The sequence below is a fragment of the Neosynechococcus sphagnicola sy1 genome (genome assembly GCF_000775285.1).
GTDB classification, from domain to species: Bacteria; Cyanobacteriota; Cyanobacteriia; order Neosynechococcales; family Neosynechococcaceae; genus Neosynechococcus; species Neosynechococcus sphagnicola.
The window spans coordinates 78,274-103,129 of the sequence record NZ_JJML01000003.1 but is presented as its reverse complement, the minus strand read 5'-3'; the positions used below and the strand labels follow the sequence as shown (position 1 = coordinate 103,129).

Below are 24,856 nucleotides of genomic sequence, written 5' to 3'. Positions count from 1 at the left end.
CTATGACACCTCCTGAATCCGCTACTCTCAACGCGATCGCCCCTACAGAAGAGCTGACAACGGCTGACAAGAAAGCCCTGATTAAAGAAGTTCTGGAAGCTTATCCCGACAAAGCCAAGAAAAAGCGGGAAAAGCACCTGAACGTGTTTGAAGAAGGCAAATCTGATTGCGGCGTGAAGTCCAACATCAAGTCTGTTCCTGGTTCCATGACCACTCGTGGCTGTGCTTACGCCGGATCAAAAGGCGTGGTTTGGGGCCCCATCAAAGACATGATTCACATTAGTCATGGGCCTGTGGGCTGCGGCTACTATTCCTGGTCGGGTCGCCGCAACTACTACATCGGCACCACGGGCATTGATTCCTTTGGCACGATGCAGTTCACCTCTGACTTCCAAGAACGTGACATTGTGTTTGGCGGTGACAAAAAGCTCGCCAAATTGATTACTGAACTCGATGAACTGTTTCCCCTCAATCGCGGTGTTTCCATTCAGTCTGAATGCCCCATTGGTTTAATTGGGGACGATATCGAGGCCGTTGCCAAGAAATCTGCCAAAGAAATTGGCAAAACCGTTGTTCCTGTTCGTTGCGAAGGCTTCCGGGGTGTTTCCCAATCCCTTGGACACCACATCGCCAACGATGCCGTCCGCGACTGGGTGTTTCCGCAATACGACAAGGAAAAGAAAGCGGGCAATGTTCCCGATGGCACTGAATATGATGTTGCCATCATTGGTGACTACAACATTGGTGGTGATGCCTGGTCAAGCCGGATTCTACTCGAAGAAATTGGCTTGCGGGTTGTAGCACAGTGGTCAGGGGATGGCACCCTGCACGAGATGAAGATGACCCCGACGGTGAAACTGAACTTGGTGCACTGCTACCGTTCGATGAACTACATCTCCCGCCATATGGAAGAAACCTACGGGATTCCCTGGTTGGAATATAACTTCTTCGGGCCCACGCAAATTGCTGAGTCCCTGAGAGCGATCGCCGCCAAATTCGACGAAACCATCCAGGCAAAAGCAGAAGCAGTCATCGCCAAGTACGAAGCCCAAACCCAGGCAGTGATTGCCAAATACCGTCCTCGGTTAGAAGGCAAAACCGTTGCTCTGATGGTGGGTGGTCTGCGTCCCCGTCACGTTGTCCCCGCCTTCTACGACCTGGGGATGAGACTGATCGGCACAGGCTACGAGTTTGGTCACAACGACGACTACAAACGCACCACCCACTACATCGAAGACGGCACGTTGATTTACGACGATGTTTCTGCCTTTGAGTTTGAGGAGTTCATTAAAGAAATGAAGCCTGATCTAGTGGCTTCTGGCATCAAAGAGAAGTACGTCTTCCAAAAAATGGCGCTACCGTTCCGCCAGATGCACTCCTGGGATTACTCCGGTCCCTACCACGGTTACGACGGCTTTGCCATCTTTGCGCGTGACATGGATCTTGCACTCAACAGCCCCACCTGGAGCTTGATTGGTGCGCCGTGGAAAAAAGCTGAGGCCGCAACTGCATGAAACAGAAAGTGATGGAGTGATGGGGTGGTGGGGTGATGAGGTGAATGCCCTGCTATTCCCCGACTCCCTTCCTCCCCAACGCCCTTCCTCCCCAACTCCCTCATCAACTTTGGAGAACTCACATCATGGCTCAAAACAACATCGATAACATCAAAGACCACGCTGAATTATTTCACCAAGATGAATACCAGGAGCTGTTTGCTGCTAAGAAACAGTTTGAAGGCGGACATGATCCTGACTTGGTCGCTCAGACAGCAGAATGGACAAAGACCTGGGAATACCGTGAGAAAAACTTTGCCCGTGAAGCGCTAACTGTTAACCCCGCCAAAGCCTGCCAACCCCTCGGTGCGATCCTTGCTGCTGTTGGGTTTGAAGGCACTCTGCCCTTTGTTCACGGTTCCCAAGGCTGTGTGGCTTACTTCCGCTCACACTTCACCCGCCACTTCAAAGAACCCTTCTCGGCAGTCTCTTCTTCCATGACAGAAGACGCTGCGGTCTTCGGCGGACAAAACAACTTGATTGATGGCTTGGCAAACAGCTACAGCCTCTACAATCCCAAAATGATTGCCATCTGCACCACCTGCATGGCAGAAGTGATTGGGGATGACCTCCAAGCCTTCATCACCAACGCCAAAGCCGCTGGTTCAGTGCCGGAAGAATTCCCCGTGCCCTATGCCCATACCCCCAGTTTTGTCGGCTCCCACATCACGGGCTACGACAACATGATGAAGGGCATTTTGTCGAACCTGACTAAGGGCAAAAAAGCCGAAACCACCAACGGCAAGATCAACTTTATTCCTGGTTTTGAAACCTACATTGGTAACCTGCGGGAAATCAAGCGGATCGCCTCCTTGGTAGGGGTGAACTACACCCTGCTGGCGGATAACTCTGATTATTTGGATTCACCCAATGATGGGGAATACCGGATGTATCAAGGGGGCACCACCCTGGAAGATGCAGCAGATTCCATCAACGCCGAAACCACGATCGCCTTCCAGTCCTACTCCACCACCAAAACTCGTGAATACATCGAGAAAGAGTGGCACCAACCCACGTCCGTGGTTCGTCCCGTTGGCATTCGCGGCACTGACGAGTTTCTCATCAAGCTCTCTGCTCTCACTGGCAAACCCATTCCTCAAGAACTGGAAGATGAACGGGGTCGTGCAGTCGATGCTTTAACTGACTCACAGGCATGGCTGCACGGTAAGAAAGTGGCGCTATACGGTGACCCTGACCTGGTCATTGGTCTGGTGCAATTCCTGCTGGAAATTGGTGCAGAACCTGTTCACATCGTCGTCAGCAACACCACCCATGAGTTTGAAGCAGAGTTGCGGGCATTGCTAGATACCAGTCCCTTTGGTGCAAACGCAACGATCTGGGGTGGCAAAGACTTGTGGCATCTGCGATCGCTCCTGTTCACCGAACCCGTTGACTTGCTGATTGGTAACTCCTATGGCAAGTACCTGTGGCGTGATACCCATACACCATTGGTGCGGATTGGTTATCCCATCTTCGATCGCCATCACCTGCACCGCTACAGCACCTACGGCTATCAGGGCACCATCAACCTGCTCAACTGGATTGTGAACACGTTGTTGGATGAACTCGATCGCAACACCATCGTCCCCGCGAAGACAGATATCTCCTATGACCTGATTCGCTAACACACAGGGGATGGGCGGGTTTATTTCTGGACAGCGTGCTCAGGCGATCGTCCGACAAACTGACCCATCCCCCCACCCGATCCGCCCAGAAGGGCAACCCCTAACCCTAGCCATGTCTACCTTTACCTCGCCTTCACCACCCACTTCAGGCATTCTCGATCCTATTCGTCGCTGGATCGATCACATTGAAATTCATACCCCACTCCAAGCCCATTTGATTTGTAAACTCATTCCTTGCACCTGCCCTTTTGAGCATAAATTCACCTTGTTTGGGCACTTCTTTAACACTCCTCCCCTCTGCGAACTTAACCCCTTCTATAACGAGTTTGTCGCCCTCCGATTTCGTGCCCTCAGCTATCTTGCAGATGTTTGTGGTGAAGACGTAACCCACTACATTTGTTAGTCAATTATCTTCGTCAGTGATTTGTTATTGATTGATCAGTCAGTGGTTCATGATAGATTGCTAGCCTGGTGACTCACTATTAATTTGTTAGTGATTTAACTATATTTTACCTGCCAGCATTTTATCGCCAGCCTTGACGTTCACATCGCACACTTTCGCCCCCCTTCCTGTTATGAAACTCACTCAAGGCAAAATCAACGAACTTCTGAGCGAGTCCGCTTGTGAACATAACCACAAAAAAGAAGGCAAAGGTAAAAACAAATCCTGCACTCAGGTCGCACAACCCGGAGCCGCCCAGGGAGGCTGTGCGTTTGATGGCGCGATGATTGCCTTGGTGCCGATTACCGATGCCGCTCATCTCGTGCATGGACCCATCGCCTGTGCGGGTAACTCCTGGGGCAGTCGAGGCAGTCTGTCTTCCGGTTCCATGCTCTACAAAATGGGTTTCACCACCGACCTATCCGAGAACGATGTCATCTTTGGCGGTGAGAAGAAGCTCTACAAAGCCATTCTAGAAGTCAAAGAGCGCTACAATCCGGCGGCTGTGTTTGTCTACTCCACCTGCGTCACCGCCTTAATCGGCGATGATCTGGATGCGGTTTGTCAGAAAGCCGCTGAGAAAACGGGAACACCCGTGATTCCTGTAAATTCACCTGGTTTTATTGGCAGCAAAAACCTGGGAAATCGCGTGGGTGGGGAGAGTTTGCTGGAGTATGTGGTGGGCACCCGCGAGCCAGAAACGACCACACCTTACGACATTAATTTAATTGGCGAATACAACATTGCTGGGGAACTGTGGGGCGTGTTGCCCTTATTCGAGAAATTGGGGATTCGTGTCCTCTCACAAATCACTGGCGATGGACGCTACGAGAATATTGCCTGCTCCCATCGTGCCAAACTCAATGTGATGATTTGCTCCAAAGCGTTGATCAATATGGCACGCAAAATGGAAGAGCGCTACGGCATTCCCTATGTTGAAGAATCCTTTTATGGTGTGGCAGATATGAACCGCTGCTTGCGAAACATTGCTGCCAAGATTGGGGATGCAGATTTGCAACAGCGTGTCGAACAATTAATCATTGAAGAAACACTCAAGTTGGATACGGCGTTGGCACCCTATCGAGCCAGGTTAAAAGGCAAGCGGGTGGTGCTTTACACCGGCGGAGTGAAAAGCTGGTCAATTATCTCCGCTGCGAAGGATTTGGGCATGGAGGTCTGTGCCACTAGCACTAAAAAAAGCACCGAAGAAGACAAAGCTCGCATCAAAGAGTTGCTCGGTCAAGACGGCATCATGATGGAAAAAGGCAATGCCCAGGAACTGCTGCGAGTGATTGCTCAAACCAAAGCGGACATGTTGATTGCTGGTGGACGCAACCAATACACCGCTCTCAAGGCGAAAATCCCCTTCCTCGACATCAACCAGGAACGCCATCATCCCTATGCAGGCTACGTCGGCATGGTGGAAATGGCAAGGGAGCTAGAAGAAGCCCTCTACAGCCCAGTTTGGGCACAAGTTCGCAAACCCGCCCCTTGGGATACGGAGGTGATCTAATGGCAACCATTACAACGCCGAGAAAGTCTGTTGCGGTCAATCCACTGAAGCAAAGCCAACCACTGGGAGCCGCCCTAGCCTTTCTCGGCTTAAAGGGCATCATGCCACTGTTCCACGGTTCTCAAGGTTGCACCGCCTTTGCCAAAGTCGCGCTGGTACGCCATTTTCGGGAAGCGATTCCCCTCTCGACCACTGCCATGACGGAAGTCAGTACGATTTTGGGTGGTGAAGAGAATGTGGAGCAAGCCATTCTCACGCTGGTGGAAAAGTCGAAACCCTCCATCATTGGGCTTTGTACCACGGGCTTGACCGAGACTCGCGGCGACGATATGGCGGGCATTCTACAAAACATTCGTAAACGTCATCCTGAACTCCATGATTTACCGATCGTCTTCGTCTCAACACCTGATTTCAAAGGTGCGCTACAAGATGGTTTTGCTGCGACGGTTGAAAGCATTGTCAAAGAGCTACCCCGATCGGGCGAAACCCGTCCCAATCAAATCACACTGCTCGTCAGCCCAGCCTTTGCACCAGGGGATCTTCAGGAAATTAAGGAGATTGTGGAAGCGTTTGGATTAACCGCGATCGCCGTTCCCGATCTCTCACGCTCCCTGGATGGGCACTTGGACGACTCTTCCAGCAGCGTGACCAGCGGTGGCACCACCTTAGCCGAACTGCGGGAAATTGGTAGTTCTGTTTATACTTTGGCTCTGGGCGAAAGTATGCGCAGTGCAGCAGTGGCATTGGAGTCGCAGTTTGGCATTCCCTACGAAGTGATTCCCAGCCTCAGCAACCTGGATGCGATCGATGACTTTTTAGAAGGATTGGCGGATCTTAGTGGATCACCCGTTCCGGCTAAATATCGTCGCCAGCGGGCGCAACTGCAAGATGCCATGCTGGATACTCACTTCTTCTTCGGACGCAAACGAGTTTCTTTGGCAATGGAACCCGATTTGCTCTGGTCCACTGTTCACTTCTTGCAAAGCATGGGTGCTGAGATTCAGGCAGCCGTTACCACAACGAAGTCTCCTTTGTTGGAAAAACTGCCTGTAGAAACGGTGACGATTGGCGATTTGGAAGACTTTGAGCAACTGGCAGTGGGGTCTGATTTATTGATTGGGAATTCCAATGTCGCAGCGATCGCTCGTCGTCTCCACCTTCCCTTGTACCGGATGGGCTTTCCTGTCTTCGATCGCCTCGGCAATGGGCAACGCTGCACCGTGGGATATCGCGGCATGATGCAACTGTTGTTTGACCTTGGGAACTTATTCCTGGAACAGGAAGAAGCACATGCAAAACATTAGCAAAGTTTTGAGTTTTGAGTCCTATCACAAACTAAAACCAAAACTAGAAACGAAAGATCGAGGAGGAACCCACTAATGAAAATAGCCTTCACCACTAGCGACAACATCCACATCAATGCTCACTTTGGTTCCGCCAGCAAAATTGATGTCTATGAAGTCGATCAAGCCAACTATGAATTCATAGAAACTCTACGGTTTGATGGCAACCTCAACGAAGATGGCAACGAAGATAAGTTGCAGCCCAAGATTGCAGCGCTCCACGATTGCACGATCGTTTACGTATCCACCATTGGCGGCAGTGCTGCAGCCCGGTTAATCAAACAAAAATTACCCCCATCAAAGCCCAATCTGAGGCACAGGAAATCACTGATGTCTTGACCAAACTGGTGCAAACCTTGAATGGCAACCCCCCACCTTGGCTAAGAAAAGCCCTCCTCCAGCGCAGCCCCGCTCTCGATGAACTTGATCAACTTGATGACATTAAGGAAGAAGTAACCGTATGACAACCACCACCGTATCCACCACAACTGCAACAGCGATCAGCCCCTTTTTGAAAGCGATCACGCAACAAATTCGCGCCAATGATCCCTACGGCACTTACCGTAACTGGTCAGATGAGCTACTGCTCAAGCCATACGTGCTCAGCAAAGCCCAAAAACGCGAAATCTCTGTGGAAGGAGATGTCGATCCGATTACTAAAGGTCGGGTTTTGGCTTTTTACCGGGCGATCGCCCACTGCATTGAAGCCGAAACCGGACTCCTCTGCCAAGTCGTCATTGACCTGAGTCACGAAGGCTTTGGTTGGGCGCTGGTCTTTTCTGGCCGCCTACTCGTGGTCTCCAAGACCCTGCGTGATGCCCAACGGTTCGGCTTCGACTCGCTGGAAAAGCTTGAAGCTGAGGGTGCAAAAATTATCGCCTCCGGCATCAACCTTGCAGAGCGCTTTCCCGAAGTCGGCAGGCTTTAGTCATTTAGCTCTCCGACTTCTTGAAGAAGTCGGAGAGCTAAGAATTCGGAAGTCTAAAGAAGAGGTTCAATGGTTCAAACAACCGAAATTACCAACACTGAAGAGCTGAAAACACAAATCAAACGCCTTAACAGCAAAGCCGGACAAATGAAAATGGATTTGCACGACTTAGCGGAAGGCTTGCCCACGGATTATGAACGCTTGATGGATGCCGCCAGCGAGACTTACCAAATCTATCGGCAGATTGATCAACTGAAACAGCAGCTAAAGCAATTGGAGCAAAACGTATGACTGGAACCTTAGCTGAATTCCAACAACTGGTGAATGCAGAAGAATACCTTGAATTCTTTGAACTTCCCTACGATCCACAGTTCGTCAATGTGAATCGGTTACATATTCTTCAGAAGTTCTCTTCTTTCATCAAAACCATTAATTTGGAAGATACAGACTTAAGTGAGCCAGAGAAACTTAAACGGTATCGAGCAGCTCTAGAGCAGGCATACAACACCTTCACCACCTCTTCTCCTTTAAGCGAAAAACTGTTTAAGGTGTTCAATGACAAACCCCAAAATGTGGTATTGCTGTCCGAAATTGGCTCCGATTAATTAATTTCTGACTCCTCGTCTTTGTCTAGGAATCAGGAACCCAAAATCACCCCGTGGAGATGAAATTGTGCAAACTCTGACCCCGATTGAACTAGAGCGCTATCGTCGCCAGATCATGCTCCCCGGATTTGGTGAAGAGTCACAGCAACGTTTAAAAGACGCAACAGTACTGGTGACTGGAGTCGGTGGCTTAGGGGCAACAGCAGCACTTTATCTGGCAGTGGCTGGAGTCGGTCGCTTGATTCTCTTGCGCGGTGGCGAACTGCGGTTAGATGACATGAATCGCCAGATTTTGATGACCCATGATTGGGTTGGCAAACCGAGAGTCCTCAAGGCAAAAACAACTCTGGAGGCAATTAACCCAGATGTCCAAATCAATGCCATCTGTGAGTATGTGACTCCTGAGAATGTGGATGCCCTAGTGCAATGTGCGGACATTGTATTGGACTGTGCCCACAACTTCACCGAGCGAGATTTGTTGAATGTTGCCTGCGTGCGTTGGGGCAAACCGATGGTGGAGGCAGCGATGAACGATATGGAAGCATACCTGACCACGATCGTTCCAGGTTTAACGCCCTGTCTTGCCTGCATCTTCCCCGAAAAGCCCGATTGGGACAAGCGCGGTTTTGGCGTACTAGGGGCAGTTTCAGGGACACTGGCGTGCCTCACTGCCTTGGAAGCCATCAAACTCATCACCGGGTTAGGAACGCCATTGCTGTCTCAGTTGCTGACGATGGATTTAAGCCACGCTGAGTTTGCCAAACGTCATCCTTACCACGATCCCAACTGTCCCGTATGCAGTGAGAAAAGCCAACGCTTAGCAGGTGCAGCCAAGGAGGAACAATGCTGGTCTCATTCATAGCGCTCATGCTCACCCTCTTTGCCCAAACCATCAGCCGCACCCACATAGACGATTTGGAATACTAGCACCGGACTATCTCACTGCTCTCGGCAATGCGTTGCCCGATCGACCTGTCTCCATCCCCACAATTAGCTGAAGCATTCTCGATTCACTCAACATTCCATCAAGCATAAGGAGAAACACCAATGACCGTTACCCTTACTGAAAAAGCAGAATTTCGACTCCGTGCTTTCTTACAGGGCAGTGCAAACCCTTCGCCCGAAAAAGGAATTCGGGTTGGAGTCAATGATGGCGGCTGCAATGGCTATGAATACACCATTGATATTGCCAATGCACCTCAACCAGATGACGTCATCGAACAGCAAGGCAAAGTTCGAGTTTACATCGATCCCAAAAGTGCGCCCCTACTGCAAGGCGTTGTGATTGATTTTCTTGAAGGACTGATGGAAAGTGGCTTTAAGTTTAGCAATCCTAATGCAACCGATACCTGTGGCTGTGGCAAGTCTTTCCAGTCTGGCAACTGCACCCCTGCGGCTGTACCGTGCAGCTAAGTGATCCCACAGGATTAAACACTAACCTAATTTGATTTTCGAGGACATAATTATGGCGACCTATCAAGTACATCTCATCAATAAAAAACGAGAGATCGACATTACGTTTCCCGTTGAAGACACGACGACGATTCTGAATGCGGCTGAGGCGCAGGGATTGGAATTACCGTTCTCTTGCCAATCTGGGTCTTGCTCTAGTTGTGTGGGCAAAGTGGTCGAAGGTAACTTGGATCAATCAGAACAAGTATTTCTCGACGAAGAGCAAATTGCTAAAGGCTTTGTTCTCCTTTGTGTTGCCTATCCCCGCTCTGACTGCACGATTCGCACGCATCAGGAAGCCTACTTGGTTTAGCGATATAACGTCCCTCTAGACAGCAACAGATTTGAATCATCAGCCCTTTTCCCTACTCTTAGAGGACACACTCGATGGTGACAGCAGAATTGAAAACTCAAGGTGCTAGTTCAACGCGGACAACAGGCTTTACGGTGCAGGGTGCTTCGTTGAAACTGTTGCGATCGCACGAGCGTGGTGTGATCACACGCATGAAACCCTTGCATGAAACGACCGCTCAAAAGCTTAAGGCACTAGGGCTAACGCTGGGGCGATCAATTACCGTAGAGCAGCGATTTCCACGTTTCATCGTCCGACTTGGCAGCGATCGTCATGCGCTGGATGAAGCAATGATTAATGCCATTTATGTTCGCATTGTCGAGCATTGATGTGCTCAAAGATAGATAAAAGGGTAGAAGTCATGGCTGAACAACCCATATCCAATGAAGTGGCATTGAGGATTGCCCTGGCATCAAGGCTATTTCCAGAGTTTTCTATCGGCGATTTCGTCGAAGCATTACACGCTTATTTAGGCGATTTTCTGGATGAAATCAGCTTGAGTCGAATCACGGTTACCAACCTCAAAACAGCCCTAGGGCACACCTATGAACTGGATGGGGAGGAACATGGTGAAGATGCGGATGCCACCGATATTGCCAGTTTCAAAAAGGCAGTCCGCATTTTGTGGGGTGAGCTGGATGAGATTGATCAATTGCCAGCCATTGAACCCTATCAAGAGGGGGATATGCCCCATTCGATTCGGGTTGCCGTCGCATCCAACAATCGAGAAGCTCTGGATGGGCATTTTGGTTCTTGCTTGCGGTATCTGATTTATCAACTTTCTACCGAAGAGCTGAGATTAATTGATATTCGATCAGCACTCGAAGCAGATTTATCTGAGGACAAAAACGCCTTCCGAGTGGGCTTGATTCGAGATTGTCCAGTGCTCTACATCGTCGCCATTGGTGGGCCAGCAGCCGGGAAGGTGGTACAGGCTGGCATCTACCCAATTAAAAAGGAAGTCGGTGGTGCAGCCAGAGAGATGTTGAGCGAATTACAACATGCGATCGCCACTTCTCCCCCACCCTGGCTGGCGAAAATTTTGGGCATTGCAGATGGCGATCGCGTCAAAAACTACAAAGCATTGGTGTAGAGGCGAAACATACAGTCATGATCAGAACCTTAGGCATCAATCAATTCGACCAATGTGTCCTCAACATGAGTTTGATTAATCTCTGTAATCAAACGAGCTACGTAGGACAATCAATCCGTCGGCTGCACAACCTTTCAGACGACGATGCACTCGGCGATCCCTGGCGAAAGCTGCACCAATTGACGGTTCACATTCCCCACCCTGAACAACTCTACGATGGGATGACGCTAGAAGCTGGACTGACCCAGGGCTATAACATTGAGGTGAAAACCATTGCCGATCCCAGTCAGATCCCCTACAAAATTTCTGAAGGTGGACAGTTCGTGGTGGTGATGAGGCAAAAAGGGTTGGATGCTGGGTTTGAGATCGCTGCTACTGGGCTTTTCATCCGTCCACTTGCCCTGCTCAGACTAGACGTCATCATGGATATGACAACACCGGAATATCAATCCATTGTCGTCAAACATCCCATCATTCGGGACTATCCATCGGGTTGGGAAGACAAGCTCAACCAATTCCTCAACCAAACTATTTCCTATCACACCTTGCCAAATTTAGTGGGCTATGTGGACCAAACCTTGAACCCAGACTATCGTCCTCCAAGCTGGAATCAAGTTCATCTAGCAGCAAAGAGCTTTGCGGGGGTTTGAAACCTACCCCGCTTCGAGATCTTTGTACCCCGTAACTTTTTAAGGAGGGTAAGGATGGATCAAGATTGAAAGCCTATTAAAGCGATCGAAATCAATTATTTCATCTTAGGAGAACACAACCATGGCGACATTTACAGGGCTAACATTCGGCGGCAAAGTTTGGACTCCCAAATTTCTGCAAGCGATTGACTTTGCTCGGTGCATCGGCTGCGGCAGATGCCTGAAAACCTGCGGGCGCGGTGTGATGGCATTACGCGCACTGAATGAAGACGGTGAATTTGTTGATGACGAAGAAGATGATGAAATTGAACGCAAGGTGATGACGATCGCCAATGTGGAAAATTGTATTGGCTGCGAAGCCTGTGCCAGAGTTTGTCCTAAAAATTGCCAAACCCATACTGAACTGGCGATCGCCTGAGTATGACTCCATCCACCCATCCCACTGCTGAACACAACTGGACGACGTACTATCAAGCGGTAGCAGGTCGTCCACCCCGTGAAACGTTGCTAAAAGCACTAGCAAATTTCGATGGGGAGGCCTCGCCCGATCGCCGTCGTTTAGCCATTGATTTGGGCTGCGGTGATGGACGCGATACGGTGGAATTGTTGCGTCGAGGCTGGCAGGTCTTAGCCATTGATGGCGAACAGAACGCATTCGATCGTCTGCTCGATCGTCCTGATCTCAATCATGATTTGCTGCAAACTCAACTGATGCGCTTTGAAGCCTTAGCCTTGCCGCCCGCGGTTGATCTCATCAATGCCAGTTTCTGTCTGCCCTTTTGTCCACCCGCATATTTTCCGCATTTTTGGGAAACCATTGTGACCTCGCTCAACATAGGAGGACAGTTCTGTGGGCAATTGTTTGGAGATCGCGATTCCTGGACAATTTATCCCAACCGAACCCATCACACGCGCCAACAGGTTGAAGAGCTTCTACAGCCCTTTGAGGTCGAGTGGTTAGACGAAGAAGAACATCTGGGCGTAACGGCAATCGGCGAGGAAAAACACTGGCACATTTTCCACATCGTCGCTCGTAAAAAAGCCTGATAAGACCTCAGCTTCTTCAAACCTCCGATTTCTCGAAGAAATCGGAGGTTTCGTGTTGGTCTAATCGATCGCCACAATCACATCACTGGCTTTAATGACTGCATAGGCTTGCTTGCCAACGCTTAAACCTAACGTTTCGGCTGAAGCTTTCGTGATAATTGAGGTAACTTCAACACCCGCTCCAATTTCCAACACAACTTCTGTATTCACAGCCCCAACTTCAATCGACTTGACCGTTCCCTTGAGGGCATTACGCGCACTGATTTGCATATTTAGTTCCTTGTTTGATCCAGAGAAAACCATTTTACTCTTGTTCTACATCGATAGATGATTAAGATAAACACCGCTCTCTATCGCTCTGATTCAGCCTATACCAATCAATGGTTCAAAAATAAACACCTGTACCCCTACCAAAAAATACCTGTACCCCATCCCAAGTTGAAGTTTAGATCCCTGCCAATTGTGGTTTTTAAGGACTGAGTACACCTTTAATATCTTAATCAGAGCCGCTAAATTCTACTCAAACCGAAAGGTGTTATACAAACAAAGTTTGTAATGCAGTGACGGTAGCACTCAAGTTAGAGTTATCGACAAAACTACCCACCTGACTCATTATGCTAACGGAAACCCATCTGATCCAAGAATTCACAACGCTGATCGAGCGCACCTACCCTCAAGTTGGCAGTTTGTTGCGTCATTGCCACATCAAGCTAATCACGGCTCATTGGGGACAACCACCCAGACGCTTAGATTACATCGCGATTTATTGTCTTGACACACTATTTCAGGCTGCCTCTGCCCAAAAAGAAGCGTTCAGAAACATCTCCCGGTATATGGGACTGGCAGAACCCGTTTGCATGAATGCCACTCGCCTACTCCGCGATCCAAAGTCAAAATTGAAACAAGACGCACCTCGCTTCTGGTTAGAACTGCACAGACTCTTACCGGCTCAGACCCCTGACAGCTAGGTTGCATCGCTCTACAGAACAGATGTTCAAGGCTATATAACCATCATGGAACAGGAATGAATATGGAGATCGTTATTTTTTACGAAAAACCAGGCTGCATCAACAACACCAAACAAAAAGCATTGCTCAAAGCCGCAGGACATAATGTACAGGCACATAATCTACTCACCGAATCCTGGACAGTCGAAACCCTCCGTCTCTTTTTTGGCACACTCCCTGTTGCAGACTGGTTCAATCGATCAGCTCCGGCAGTTAAGGCAGGGGATGTAATCCCTGAAAACATGGATGAAAATACGGCACTGCTACGGATGGTGCAAAATCCGCTGCTGATTCGTCGTCCGTTGATTCAGGTTGGCAATCTGCGAGCCGTGGGTTTTGATATGGCCATCATCGATGCTTGGATTGGTCTCCAGTCAGCGGATACAGCCCAAGATTTACAGACTTGTCCCCGAGATCGGGCCACTGCTCCTGGTTAACGTCAGTTCGACGAAGGGGAGATCGTATTCAGGTCTGGTTAACTCTGTTCATGGGAGGTTTCTCGTCACGGCGATCGCGGCTTACCTGACTTACCGCTAACCTTGAGCCTATGCTTCTAATAGCATTAACCGCAACGGATCGAGTTGCACGAACCAAGGCAAGGGTTTCTGCTTGAGCATTTCCCACTTTTCCTTGAAGACTTCTGCCTGCACGTGATAGTCCTGTGGGTGATCAGGCTGGGTATTGAACTTGAGAAACACGGTCATGCGGTGCGGCGTTTCGCTGGTGGAAACCAACCAGCACGGAACCGTGTTGCACTGGTTGGCATGTTCAGTGAACCGGATTTGGTGGGCGCGAATACCCACATAGGCGAGGCGATCGGGGATGGAATCAACCACCTGCAAGGGCAACCCCCAATCGCCTGCCAGAACTGTTTGTGCTGCTATCTCTGCCGCAGCAGAAATGTTCTTGCACCCTGTTAATTGAGCCACCCCCAACAGACCAGGGCGTTCAAAAATGTCGTACTTGGCACCGTAAGCAACGGCGTGTCCCTGCTCCAGCACGAGCAAATCCTGACAAACCCGGTATGCCTCTTCTAAATTGTGCGTGACAAAAAGGCTTACTCCATTGAAGGTGCGTAGGCGTGTAACCATCTCCTGTTCCATTTGGCTACGCAGATGCGTGTCCAACGCTGAGAAGGGTTCATCCAGGAGCAGCAGTTCCGGTTCACTTGCCAGTGCTCGTGCCAAGGCCACTCGCTGTTGCTGCCCACCAGAGAGTTGGATGGGATAGCGATCGCCATATCCCTGTAACTGCACCGCTGCCAATTGGGCTTCCACCCGTTGCCGAACTTGTCTGGCAGAAAGGGCTTTAGGCAAACCAAAGGCAATATTTTTTGCTACCGTCATGTGAGGAAACAGGGCGTAGTTTTGTACCAGAAACCCAATCCGGCGATCGCGGCTCGGCACATTGATCCCGCTTTTGGCATCAAACAGCACCCTCCCATTCAAGACAATTTGACCTTTGCTGGGGCTTTCCATCCCTGCAAGACACCGCAATAGCATGCTTTTGCCCGCTCCTGATCCGCCCAAGATGCCCAGCGTGGATTCGGTGACGTTGAGCGCCAGATCCAGGTCAAAATTGGCAAGTCGTTTTTGCACGTTAACAACCAGACCGGACAAACCATTGGGTGAGGCATCGGACTGTGGGGGTGCGGAGATCGGGGTATGAACTGTCGCTCTAGTGACAGAGGCTGAATTCCTGGATCGATTGAACTGGATGCGCCGCGTTTTTTTGCTGCTCCTGCCAAAAATTGACAGCAAAAATGCCCGAAAGCGAAATCAGCATAATCACAATGGCCCAAAACCAGGCTTCATTCATGGCACCCGCTTCCACAGCGAAATAGATTGCCATGGGAATCGTTTGCGTCTGTCCAGGAATATTACCCGCCAGCATCAGCGTGGCACCAAATTCACCCAGGGCACGAGCAAAGGCAAGCACGGCTCCGGCAACCACTCCGGGTAACGCCAGGGGCAGTAGAATCCGACGAAAGACTGTCCATTCTGAGGCACCCAACGTCCGGGCAACAGCCAGGAGGTTCCCGTCAACTTGTTCAAAAGCACCCAATGCCGTGCGATACATCAAGGGAAAGGACACCACCGTTGCAGTAATCACCGCCCCATACCAGGTAAAAACCACACTCAGATCCACTGACATCAGCAGTTGTCCGACGGGGGCATTTTTACCAAAGAACAACAGCAGTAAAAAACCAACCACGGTAGGTGGCAGAATCAGCGGGGAGACAAAAAGCCCTTCCAGCAGCGATCGCCCCTTACCTCGATAACCCAACATCCAGTAAGCAACCGCCATACCCACAAAGAAGGTAAAGATCGTTGCCAACAGCGAGACTTTCAGAGAGATCCAGAGCGGAGACAGGTCGAGGGGTAGGGAGACCGCGTCATTCATGTACACTACTTCGGCACACTAAACCCATACTTTCGCAAAGCACTTTTCGCTTCACTACTCGTCAGATATTGCACAAAGGCTTTAGCAGCGGTGATGTTTTTGCTACTCTTGAGTACTGCCATTGGGTAGACGATCGGCGAGTGATAGGAATCCGCGACAATGACGACGATCTTCACCTTGCTGGAGATTTTTGCATCCGTGAGGTAAACCAAACCTGCTTCGGCGTTACCACTTTCAACCGCTGCTAACACTTGCCGTACGTTGTTGGCATAGACGAGCTTGGGCTTTACTGCATCCATCAAATTCAGCTTTTGCAAAACCTGTTCCGCATACTGCCCTGCCGGAACGCTCCGAGGTTCACCAATCGCAATCCGCTTCACCTCAGGCAGTTTCAAACTATCGAAGCTGACGACACCTGCAGAGCCATTGGGCACAATCAGCACCAACTTGTTGGCTGCCAGGTTGGTACGGGTACCAGGAACCAGGGCTCCTTTCTGATCCAATGTATCCATTTGGCCCTTGGCAGCGGAAATAAAAATATCGGCGGGGGCTCCCTGCTCAATCTGCTGCAATAAGGCACCCGATGCCCCAAAGTTAAAGGTCAGGTTCACATCGTGGTGGTTTCTGCGATACAGCGGATTGATCTCCTCTAGCACCTCTTTCAAACTAGCCGCCGCCGAAACTAGTAGAGTCGTGGTGGCTTGGGCTGGCTCAGGATTGACTAGCCTTAAACCAGGCACCAGCAAGAAGCTGATCAGCGCTACGCTGAGAAAAATTAGAAACTGTTTACTCCTCATACAATCCCCTCTAGAATGACGAGCTAAACGATGGAAGTTGGGGTGATTCTACCAACTTAATTGACCGCCTCAATTAAGGGAGAAAGCCATGCTGGAAGCTTTCTTCACTCCTGGCTTCCTTCTAAAGTCATTGACTCTTGTTTCACCTTTAGAGCTAATAAAATTCACTCCTGACCCTTAAATTTATAATTAACGAGAGATGCGTTCGGTGGCGAGAATTTGGGCGATCGCCTCTGGCAGATCCTGCAATCCCGTATCGGTCTCAGTCACATTAACGGGAGAACTAAAGGTATAGCTGGGGTCACATTCACCGGTATCGTAAACTTGCAAGACCCATTTATCTGGCAGGCCTTCCACACCAACTTCAACGACATGCCAGGTTTCCCCCACCGGGCGCACAGTCAAGACGGAGAACCAATCGCGATCATCCGTTGGAATCTCCAGATCATCCACAAGAAACGCGATCGCCCGTTGTCCTATTTCTGTGATGGTCAACTCTAAAAGCATCAGCCCCTCTATCTAGCTATCTACGACTCTGGTGAAACTTGAGGATACAAACCCAGTTCTTTACTAAGTTGTCGCGCTATGAAAATTAGAAACTTAGCGGCATCTTGATGATCTTGATGGGCCATCATGGTTGCCACTTGCATCAATGATTTCACTAATCCTGCATCGAGCAACTCTGGTTGACTATCTAAAACCTCTGGCTCCTGCCCATTGGGACATTTGAGCAATTGATCGATCAGGTTAAAGTATTGGTCTTGGCGATGGTCTGACATCATGATTTTTGAATAAAGGGATGTGGAGGTTAGAAATTTTTGGCGGTGTGAGTCACGGGATCAAACTCAAAGCGTTTGGAATGGTGGTTTTCGCCGTAGAGACTGAAGGTAACGGTCGTTTCATCACCAGCGGCTTCAACACCATGAATTGCATCGGGAGTAAAGCTGATGATGTCTCCTGGCAATAAAGTGACTTCAGCCGTTGGCTCTATCCAATCTGGGAACTGTGGCTTGGGATTCCGTTGCCAAAAGGTATTTTTTTCTTCTCCCTTGAACACTGCAACAACACCCCAAGTTCCGTGATTGTGAATGGACGATCGTGTACCGGGTAAGTAAGTGGCAATCTGCACGGTCAGTGGATAACCAATTTCGTCATACAGCACGATGACTCCAGTGCCTGTGTCAGGGCTGGGTTCAATAAACTGCGTCTGTAGCCAGTAGGAATTTGTGATGAATCGGCGCACGAGTAGCCAGAGTTGCGGCAAACAATCGGTTTCATCGATCGCCGCTTCCAACACATCCTCCACCTCTGTCAAAAAGCGATGAAACCGATAAGGCGTGCGGAGCAAGTCCCATTCTCTCGCAGGCTTACAAGTCTGCCACCGTCCGTTTTCTGTAACCAGTAAATCTCGATGTTTCATCGCTGTCTCCACCACAGTCAATCGTCCTCCTCATCGTTTGGGTGAGTCAGAATGTGTAACACTGTGGTTGCCCCAAATTCTCGTTTATCATCGATTTCGCTGACACGAGCGGTGATCACGGTTGCCTCCTCGATCTCACCCGTCCGTGCCAGAACCAATCCAGAAGCCGCATAAGCATTGAGATACAATCGGATACTGGGTTCTTCCTTCCGACTGCTGAGGATCGGTGCCAGCAACTCCCACGACTCAGGCAGCGCCTCTAACAGTCTGATTTGCTTAATCACCTGGGTCGCAATTTGGAGAGCGGCGGCATCATTGTGCTTATAGAAGAAATAGCGGTAGGCAGCGACTAACACATCCAGAGAGGCACCAGAGATCGTCAGTGCTTGCTGGATATAGCCCTGGGACTGTACCGTATCTTCCCAGGTATTCGCTGCCGCAATCAGCAAACGTTTGACTTCACCAGGCAAGTTATACCAGGATAGCGTCGGTTCAGGGCTGGACTGAGGCTTAAAACAAATTTGCATAGGCTTAGAGGCGCGGCATAATGGCGATGAAACCAATCATGGGGCTGCTCTTTCTTATATCAGATGCCTCCAAGCTAACTCGTAGCGATCATCCCATCGAATCTACTCAACCCCATTAGTCCTGTACTCACTTGCTCAAACTGTCTGATTGCAATGGGTTCAAGTAAATATTAGGGCTAGGGGACAGGTATTTCTCAAGCGCGAAGTGAGTTTTTATGGATGAGGGGGCTAGTATTTTAGCCACGACTCAACAAAGGATGGATGTTGAATCGCGTCGTTCATCATTTGACAAGACTGAGATCGGTCATTGGGAAAGTGACACGATGATTGGAGGGAATCAAGTGCCCACGTCTAAATTTAACTGTGGCAACCATTAAGAAGAGAAATATAGCAAAACAGTTGCCTCGCAAGATCACTGACTGGCGTTGCACAACAATTATTTGTCAGGTAAGTAAGTGGCTTTGGCGAGTAGCGATCGCCCCTGTTTGAGCATTTCTCTAGGACGCACATTGACCTGAAACAGGTCATGGAGCAGAACATAGAAGCAGGGAACGATGAACAGGGTGAGCAGAGTTGCCAGGGACAACCCAGAAAACACTACCACCCCCAGAGGTTGTAGAAACGTTGCGCCTTCTCCAATTCCCAGTGCCAGTGGAAATAAGCCCATCACGGTTGTAATCGTGGTCATCATGATGGGGCGGAGGCGATCGGGGGCAGCTTTTAGAATGGCGGTGAGGCGATCGCACCCCTGCTCTTCCCGAATCTGATTTGCCAGCTCCACCATGATGATGGCATTGTTAACCACAATCCCCACCAGCAGCACCGCCCCGACCAGCACCGTAATACCGATTGCTGTTCCCGTCACATATAGCCCCAGAATTCCCCCTGCCAGTGCCAGGGGTATGGTCAGAATGATCACCAATGGGTCAACCAAGGAGTTGTACTGCACCGCCATCACCACAAAGACCAGAAATGCTGCCAATGATCCCAAGACTTTGAGCGCCTCCTGTAGCTCTTGGCTGGTTCTGCCCGCGTAGCTGGGCTGTAACGTCACCCCCTCTGGTAAGTCTAAACCGGCAACCACTTGCTGTACCTCCGCTAGGGCAGCTCCCAAACTGGCACCTTTGTTGAGGTTGCCAGCGATCAGAAACACAGGACGCTGGTTAATCCGCTGGATTTCACCGGGAGCACGCCCCTCCTGAATTTTGGCAACATCGCCGAGGCGAATTGGAATGTTGTTGTCCACAAAAAGAGGCAGTTGCTGAAGTTGAGAAGGTTCCTGGAGCAAGGTTTTATCCAACTGAACCCGTACATCCACCAAGCGCTCATTTCGTTGTAGCTGGGTAGGCACCGAACCCGAGATCGCGGTCTGAATGGTATTGCCAATGTCCTGGATTGTTAGCCCAAAGGCTTTAGCCCGTTCCCAGTCAGGCAGAATCTGAACTTCGGGCTGGCGATCGTCTGCATCGGGGCGAAAACTCGCCAAGGTTACCTGTTCATCCAAGGCTGCCAGCACTTGTCGTCCAGCCTGCCGTAGGGTTTCGGGATCCTGTCCCTGGAGCACTACATCCACATCTGCCCCGCGCAACGGCGAGTTATTTAAGTTCAAACCGCGTACGCTACCGGGCGAAACTCTCACACGAATTCCTGCCAGGTTGAGCTTGTTGACTTCCCGTGAGGCGCGATCGCTGAACTCCGTAATGTTGCTCCCAGGCTTCAGGGTTACAGTGCTGGAACTCCGCGCTGGATTAGAAGAAATAAAATTAGCAAACAGAGATCCCCCCGCTGTCGTAAAGACATACTCCGTTTCTGGCTGCTGCAGCAACACCTGATCCACGGCAGCCATCACCTTGCGATTGGTTTCCAGAGAAGTGCCGGGAGGAAAAATAACATTCACATTGGCTTGTCCGGTATTAATCCGAGGCAAAATCTCCTGGGGAATTTGACCCGCCATCAACAGACTACTCCCGCCCAGAACAACAAAAGCCACCAGGATCACCAGCCTGCGACGACGCACCACTTTAGCCAAGGTTCTGCCGTATGCCCAAGTTGCCCACTCAAACCGCCGATTAAACGCTCGCAGCAGCCAGAATCGATGCATCCCGCTGGACCACCGAATTGCCAAGAGTCGGGCAGACAGCATTGGCACCACGGTAATGGCGACCAACAGTGAGGCAACGACAGCAAAGCAAATGGTCAGAATCAGTTCGTTAAATAGCAAAGAGACAAACCCGCCAATCAGCACGAAGGGAAGCACGGAAACCAAATTGGCACCCGTCGCAGCAACCAGTGAAGATTCAACCTCCTGACTGCTGGATTCAACCGCTGCAATTAAGGATTGAGCCTGAGAACCATTGTGTCCGTTCTGGCTGGAGGATCCATTCTCAATCACTGGTGGTAATGATTCGACCCGCTTACTGATGTTTTCTAGAATCACCACGGAGGTGTCGATCGCCTGACCAATGCTAATTGCCAGCCCCCCCGAAACTAAAAACTATTCAGCGAGAACCCGCACAACTTCATGACGATCGCCGCCGCCAAGGTGCAGAGGGGAATGGTCAACGCGATGATCAATGTTTGTCGCAGAGATCCCAAGAAAATCAGCACAGCGATCGCCGCCAAAATGGCTCCAGACAATCCCGAACTAATTACATCTGCCAGGGAGTTGCGAATGAATATCGATTCATCCAGCGTCGGTCTCAATGTCATTTCAACTGGAATCAAACCCGATCGGCGCAATGCTTCAATTTGCTGCTTAACTCCATCCACCACGTTAACCGTGTTGGCTTCCGATTGTTTCAGAATACTGACCTTGACCGCCTTTTCCTGGTTCAGACTAACAAGTACCCGCTCCTCTTCTGTGCCATCAATCACTTCCGCAAAGTCTCGCAAATAAACCCGTTGCAGAACTGGGGGCTGAGCACTTCCTCCCGATGGCTGGCTGCTAACCGGTGACTGCTGACTTCCCACCTCAAAGGTCAAATCCTGAATCTCCGCCACATTCTGAAACCGACCAACTGTACGGGTTAACGGCTCCGATGATTGACCTAGAATCCTTCCACCGGAAACATCCTGGTTGCGTTGCTCCAGTCCATCTAATACATCCTTTAACCCAACCCCTAGCGCCTGCAAGCGGTTTAAATCAATCTGAACCCGGATTTCTTCCTGCACCCCACCGGAAACGTCTGCTGAAGCAACTCCTGGCACCACGCTCAATTCACGGGCTAGTTCCTCATCGGCAAACACCCGCAGATCCACATCCCGCAGCGAGGGAGAGGTGAGGGCAAATTCATAAACAGGGAGCTGGCTGGGATCGGCTTTGAAAATTCGAGGCGCTTCGAGGTCGTCGGGCAATCGGTTCCGGTTACGGTTGAAAATGGCGGTGGCATCGTTTAGTGCCTGGTCGATATTGTTTCCTGGCTGGAAAAACAAGTCTAGGCTGACTTGCCCCTCACGGGTTTGAGAGTAAATCTGCACGACTCCATCGGTGGTTGCCAGTGCCTCTTCCAGCGGTTTGGTAATTTCATCCACTGCCACTTCTGGGGAAATTCCCGGTGCATCCAGCCGCACCCCAATTCGGGGATAGGTAATCGAAGGCAGCAGATCAACAGGCAATTGAATCATGAAGAACACCCCCAGAATCATGACTGTTAGGGTGAGCATCAAAACACCAATATGCCGACGAATCGATAGGGTACTGAGGCTAAATCCGGTAGTTTGAGGACTTTGCATAGCAGGGGAGTGAGAGGGCTAGACTCTGAGCTGAACAGAAGCAATAGAGTGAGGAGAGAGAAGGGGTAGCTTGTTTCCGTGTGACGGTGGAGGGAGGATTTGATTTGGCTGACCTCTGGCACCAACCCCCGTGACTCCTGACTCCTGCTCCGTAGTAATGGATGCCTACTCTCTATTTATTTCCTGGTTTCTCTGAAAGAATACTAAGGCGTACTTTCTCGCCATCTTTGAGGGGACGGCTGCTGCGAGCGACGTAGCGATCGCCCGGTTTTAAGCCAGACAAAATTTCGACTTTAGCATCCAGTTGTTTGCCCAACATGACAGAACGCGATTGCACCGTTGCTTGGTCGCCCTCGCCAGTCACCACAAATAGGGTGCTACGGGCTGGTTTTGCGGGTTGGTTGGAGTTGTCCGCTCCAATGAACCGGTTCCCTCCATTTTCACCCTGGGTAGCATCCTTGCTCTGGGATTTACCTGGGTCTGGTTTTGTCTGAGATGAGGAGGCTGAATTAGGCGATCGCCGTTGTTTCTGGAGATCTGGCAAGGCTGCTATAGGCACGACAATGTTGCGTGCGTCACGGCTCTGGAAAACAACCCGCGCCAGCAAGCCACTGCCAATTTGTCCAGTAGGATTAGGCATGGTAACTTCCACAGGCACTAATCGGGAAGTGGGATTCGCGGCTGGAGAAATGCGGGCAACGGTGCCTATCAGTTGGCGATTGGGTTGGGCATCCAACCGCACTTGGACTGATTGCCCAACCCGAATCGTGGATAGCTCCAATTCGGAAACTTGCACCATCACTTTGGCACTGCTGAAGTCGCCCAATTTGAGCAACTCGGTTCCTGGCTGCACCAAATTTCCTGCTTCTGTAGCCCGTGCCACCACAAATCCGCTGATGGGTGACCTCAGCACAGCATAGGATTGACGTTCTTTAGTTTGGGCAATCACCGCTTGCTGGGCAATCACACGATCCTGAGCTGAGGCAATTTCTTGCTGGCGGCTGGTAACCTGTGCCACTGTGGAACGCAAAACCTCATTTGCCGATAGGGCATTGGTGCGAGCTTGTTCTGCCTGTTGTTGGGTGCCTGCTCCATCTCGTGCCAGGTTTTCAAACCGTTTGGCATCGGTTTCTGCCTGTTGCAGTTGAAACTTAGCACGTTGAACCTGGGTTTCTGCTTCTTTGACCTGGGTTTGCAGGCGAGCAATTTCGGCTTGGCGAGCAGAGAGTTCTGCTTCGGCAGAAATCACAACAGCTTCCAAGAAAGAATCATCTACCTGAGCCAGAGTTTGACCTGACTGGATGCGATCGCCCACATCGGCATTCAGTTTTAAAAGCTGTCCTTCCACCTGGGATCGCAGGGAAATTTCCCGTATGGGTTGGGTGGTGCCCGTATATTCTCTGGGTTGGCGTAGGGCTTCTGTTTGGGCGATCGCCACATCAACAGTTGGCGATCCCTGATCGCGGCTGTTGCCATTTCGCCGCTGTTGTGCTTCAGCAGCCTCTTTGGGCAAAAAGCCACAGCTAGAAGTGAGGGTAAATACCGCTCCGGCCAATAGCATCCATCTCGTGCGCCAAAAGAGATGAATGGGATGGGCTAGAGCCAAGGTCGTAGATCGAAAGGAAGAAGCAAACTGAGTCATAAGATTGCTATGGCAGTCCGAATAGAAATGCAAATGAATAGTTCATAAAAACTATTTGCAAAAGCCTTGCTTAGGAATGCTTGCAGGTAATTCAACCTATAGTTCATTTGATCTTTTTATTTGTAAGTTAGGTCGGATTGCTATAGAAGTGCCCTGTATAGTAAAGAACCGCCTCAGTCTCTAGACTGAACTACCAATCAAACGGTTCATTTTTAATCGGATATTTTGAGGGTAGAGTACTTAGGTAAAGGATAAAGAAAAAGCCTGATTCTAGGAGCCGTATTTGGCAAGACCTCTAAAAAGAGTAATTATTTTCCATCCTTTAAGCAATAGGACTATCTTTTCCCACTGTTTTAGGGCATATCCTAGAGGGTGCTTTATCCGTCGCGTCCTGACTGTGACAATCGCTGTTGCATTCAGGTTAAAAGTACTCACAGCAAGTTCAAACAGGATGAATTGATAACATTTTCAGCGGTAACAAATGCTACTGAATGGAACCCAGAACTGCTTGCAGTGAACATATTGTGGGCGACAATCTTAAGAAAGTATTGAATCGCTTACACTGAACAAAATTAGGCTGCATTTTTACTTACAAATAAGAATTTAATTAGCTGTTGATCGAAGTGGGTTGAGGTTGTTGTTTGATTCTTCTTGCTCACTTATCAGGCTGCTTACTGAATCAAGGCAACCGTTTGGCATTTGCGATCGCGTTCTAAGCCATCTCA

Annotated in this window: 25 protein-coding genes and 3 pseudogenes; 19 read left to right on the top strand and 9 right to left on the bottom strand. The window is 50.0% G+C overall.

The features are described 5' to 3' along the window. Window positions 1–2 precede the first annotated feature (2 nt). From nifD to DO97_RS01970, 17 genes and pseudogenes are all read left to right on the top strand, one after another. Window positions 3–1,514, top strand: coding sequence for a nitrogenase molybdenum-iron protein alpha chain (gene nifD, locus DO97_RS02050; protein ID WP_036530763.1), 1,512 nt, complete (start codon window positions 3–5; stop codon window positions 1,512–1,514). Between the two features lie 125 nt (window positions 1,515–1,639). Further along, on the top strand, window positions 1,640–3,178 hold the full coding sequence (gene nifK, locus DO97_RS02045) for a nitrogenase molybdenum-iron protein subunit beta (protein ID WP_036530761.1): 1,539 nt from the start codon (window positions 1,640–1,642) through the stop codon (window positions 3,176–3,178). Window positions 3,179–3,188: 10 nt separating this feature from the next. Next, window positions 3,189–3,581, top strand: a complete 393-nt coding sequence (locus DO97_RS02040; protein ID WP_204368427.1) for a Mo-dependent nitrogenase C-terminal domain-containing protein — start codon at window positions 3,189–3,191, stop codon at window positions 3,579–3,581. 172 nt (window positions 3,582–3,753) lie between these two features. Then, the gene (gene nifE, locus DO97_RS02035; RefSeq protein ID WP_036530760.1) at window positions 3,754–5,133 is read left to right on the top strand and encodes a nitrogenase iron-molybdenum cofactor biosynthesis protein NifE; all 1,380 of its coding nucleotides are present in this window, start codon (window positions 3,754–3,756) and stop codon (window positions 5,131–5,133) included. Beyond that, on the top strand, window positions 5,133–6,437 hold the full coding sequence (nifN, locus tag DO97_RS02030; RefSeq protein ID WP_036530758.1) for a nitrogenase iron-molybdenum cofactor biosynthesis protein NifN: 1,305 nt from the start codon (window positions 5,133–5,135) through the stop codon (window positions 6,435–6,437). Before nifE ends, nifN begins: the two co-directional genes overlap by 1 nt. Window positions 6,438–6,512: 75 nt before the next feature. Further along, window positions 6,513–6,940, top strand: a pseudogene (gene nifX, locus DO97_RS02025) (nitrogen fixation protein NifX). After that, window positions 6,937–7,404: a NifX-associated nitrogen fixation protein gene (locus tag DO97_RS02020; RefSeq protein ID WP_036530757.1), complete on the top strand. Its 468-nt coding sequence runs from the start codon at window positions 6,937–6,939 to the stop codon at window positions 7,402–7,404. Before nifX ends, DO97_RS02020 begins: the two are co-directional and overlap by 4 nt. Window positions 7,405–7,473: 69 nt before the next feature. After that, complete coding sequence (locus DO97_RS02015) at window positions 7,474–7,695, top strand: CCE_0567 family metalloprotein (RefSeq protein ID WP_036530756.1); 222 nt, start codon at window positions 7,474–7,476, stop codon at window positions 7,693–7,695. Then, a complete protein-coding gene (gene nifW, locus DO97_RS02010; RefSeq protein WP_036530755.1) occupies window positions 7,692–8,009 on the top strand; it encodes a nitrogenase-stabilizing/protective protein NifW in 318 nt (105 codons plus the stop codon). The genes DO97_RS02015 and nifW overlap by 4 nt, the downstream gene beginning before the upstream one ends. Window positions 8,010–8,076: 67 nt before the next feature. Next, on the top strand, window positions 8,077–8,871 hold the full coding sequence (locus DO97_RS02005; protein ID WP_156120388.1) for a HesA/MoeB/ThiF family protein: 795 nt from the start codon (window positions 8,077–8,079) through the stop codon (window positions 8,869–8,871). 185 nt (window positions 8,872–9,056) lie between these two features. Then, the gene (locus tag DO97_RS02000; RefSeq protein WP_036530753.1) at window positions 9,057–9,422 is read left to right on the top strand and encodes a HesB/IscA family protein; all 366 of its coding nucleotides are present in this window, start codon (window positions 9,057–9,059) and stop codon (window positions 9,420–9,422) included. A 52-nt stretch (window positions 9,423–9,474) separates the two neighbouring features. After that, window positions 9,475–9,774: a 2Fe-2S iron-sulfur cluster-binding protein gene (locus tag DO97_RS01995; protein WP_036530752.1), complete on the top strand. Its 300-nt coding sequence runs from the start codon at window positions 9,475–9,477 to the stop codon at window positions 9,772–9,774. Window positions 9,775–9,848: 74 nt separating this feature from the next. Then, the gene (locus DO97_RS01990) at window positions 9,849–10,142 is read left to right on the top strand and encodes a ferrous iron transport protein A (RefSeq protein WP_052128287.1); all 294 of its coding nucleotides are present in this window, start codon (window positions 9,849–9,851) and stop codon (window positions 10,140–10,142) included. 32 nt (window positions 10,143–10,174) lie between these two features. Further along, window positions 10,175–10,906 (top strand): dinitrogenase iron-molybdenum cofactor biosynthesis protein, encoded by a 732-nt coding sequence (locus DO97_RS01985; RefSeq protein ID WP_036530750.1) that lies wholly within the window; start codon window positions 10,175–10,177, stop codon window positions 10,904–10,906. Window positions 10,907–10,923: 17 nt separating this feature from the next. Beyond that, entirely contained in the window at window positions 10,924–11,556 is a 633-nt protein-coding gene (locus DO97_RS01980) for a hypothetical protein (RefSeq protein ID WP_036530748.1), read from the top strand. Between the two features lie 121 nt (window positions 11,557–11,677). Next, complete coding sequence (gene fdxB, locus DO97_RS01975; protein ID WP_036530746.1) at window positions 11,678–11,974, top strand: ferredoxin III, nif-specific; 297 nt, start codon at window positions 11,678–11,680, stop codon at window positions 11,972–11,974. A gap of 2 nt (window positions 11,975–11,976) precedes the next feature. Next, entirely contained in the window at window positions 11,977–12,603 is a 627-nt protein-coding gene (locus DO97_RS01970; protein WP_036530745.1) for a class I SAM-dependent methyltransferase, read from the top strand. A gap of 60 nt (window positions 12,604–12,663) precedes the next feature. Here the strand turns inward: DO97_RS01970 and DO97_RS01965 are convergent, their stop codons facing one another. Continuing rightward, window positions 12,664–12,873: a TOBE domain-containing protein gene (locus DO97_RS01965; RefSeq protein ID WP_036530744.1), complete on the bottom strand. Its 210-nt coding sequence runs from the start codon at window positions 12,871–12,873 to the stop codon at window positions 12,664–12,666. 344 nt (window positions 12,874–13,217) lie between these two features. Between DO97_RS01965 and DO97_RS01960 the strand changes: the two genes are divergently transcribed. Both DO97_RS01960 and DO97_RS01955 read left to right on the top strand, forming a co-directional pair. Then, entirely contained in the window at window positions 13,218–13,571 is a 354-nt protein-coding gene (locus tag DO97_RS01960; protein ID WP_036530743.1) for a hypothetical protein, read from the top strand. A gap of 62 nt (window positions 13,572–13,633) precedes the next feature. Beyond that, entirely contained in the window at window positions 13,634–14,047 is a 414-nt protein-coding gene (locus DO97_RS01955) for an ArsC/Spx/MgsR family protein (RefSeq protein WP_036530741.1), read from the top strand. 108 nt (window positions 14,048–14,155) lie between these two features. Here DO97_RS01955 and modB read toward each other — a convergent pair. From modB to DO97_RS01915, 8 genes and pseudogenes are all read right to left on the bottom strand, one after another. After that, window positions 14,156–16,013: pseudogene (gene modB / locus DO97_RS30615) on the bottom strand (molybdate ABC transporter permease subunit). Window positions 16,014–16,018: 5 nt separating this feature from the next. After that, complete coding sequence (gene modA / locus DO97_RS01945) at window positions 16,019–16,810, bottom strand: molybdate ABC transporter substrate-binding protein (protein ID WP_036530739.1); 792 nt, start codon at window positions 16,808–16,810, stop codon at window positions 16,019–16,021. A gap of 189 nt (window positions 16,811–16,999) precedes the next feature. Beyond that, window positions 17,000–17,317, bottom strand: a complete 318-nt coding sequence (locus DO97_RS01940; RefSeq protein WP_036530737.1) for a hypothetical protein — start codon at window positions 17,315–17,317, stop codon at window positions 17,000–17,002. 20 nt (window positions 17,318–17,337) lie between these two features. Next, a complete protein-coding gene (locus DO97_RS01935) occupies window positions 17,338–17,589 on the bottom strand; it encodes a hypothetical protein (protein ID WP_036530730.1) in 252 nt (83 codons plus the stop codon). A 29-nt stretch (window positions 17,590–17,618) separates the two neighbouring features. After that, the gene (locus DO97_RS01930) at window positions 17,619–18,230 is read right to left on the bottom strand and encodes a cysteine dioxygenase family protein (protein WP_036530854.1); all 612 of its coding nucleotides are present in this window, start codon (window positions 18,228–18,230) and stop codon (window positions 17,619–17,621) included. Between the two features lie 17 nt (window positions 18,231–18,247). Continuing rightward, window positions 18,248–18,757: a hypothetical protein gene (locus tag DO97_RS01925; RefSeq protein WP_036530728.1), complete on the bottom strand. Its 510-nt coding sequence runs from the start codon at window positions 18,755–18,757 to the stop codon at window positions 18,248–18,250. Window positions 18,758–19,193: 436 nt separating this feature from the next. Then, window positions 19,194–22,489 (bottom strand): annotated as a pseudogene (locus tag DO97_RS30610) (efflux RND transporter permease subunit). Between the two features lie 172 nt (window positions 22,490–22,661). Continuing rightward, on the bottom strand, window positions 22,662–24,131 hold the full coding sequence (locus tag DO97_RS01915) for an efflux RND transporter periplasmic adaptor subunit (RefSeq protein ID WP_036530726.1): 1,470 nt from the start codon (window positions 24,129–24,131) through the stop codon (window positions 22,662–22,664). Window positions 24,132–24,856 lie beyond the last annotated feature (725 nt).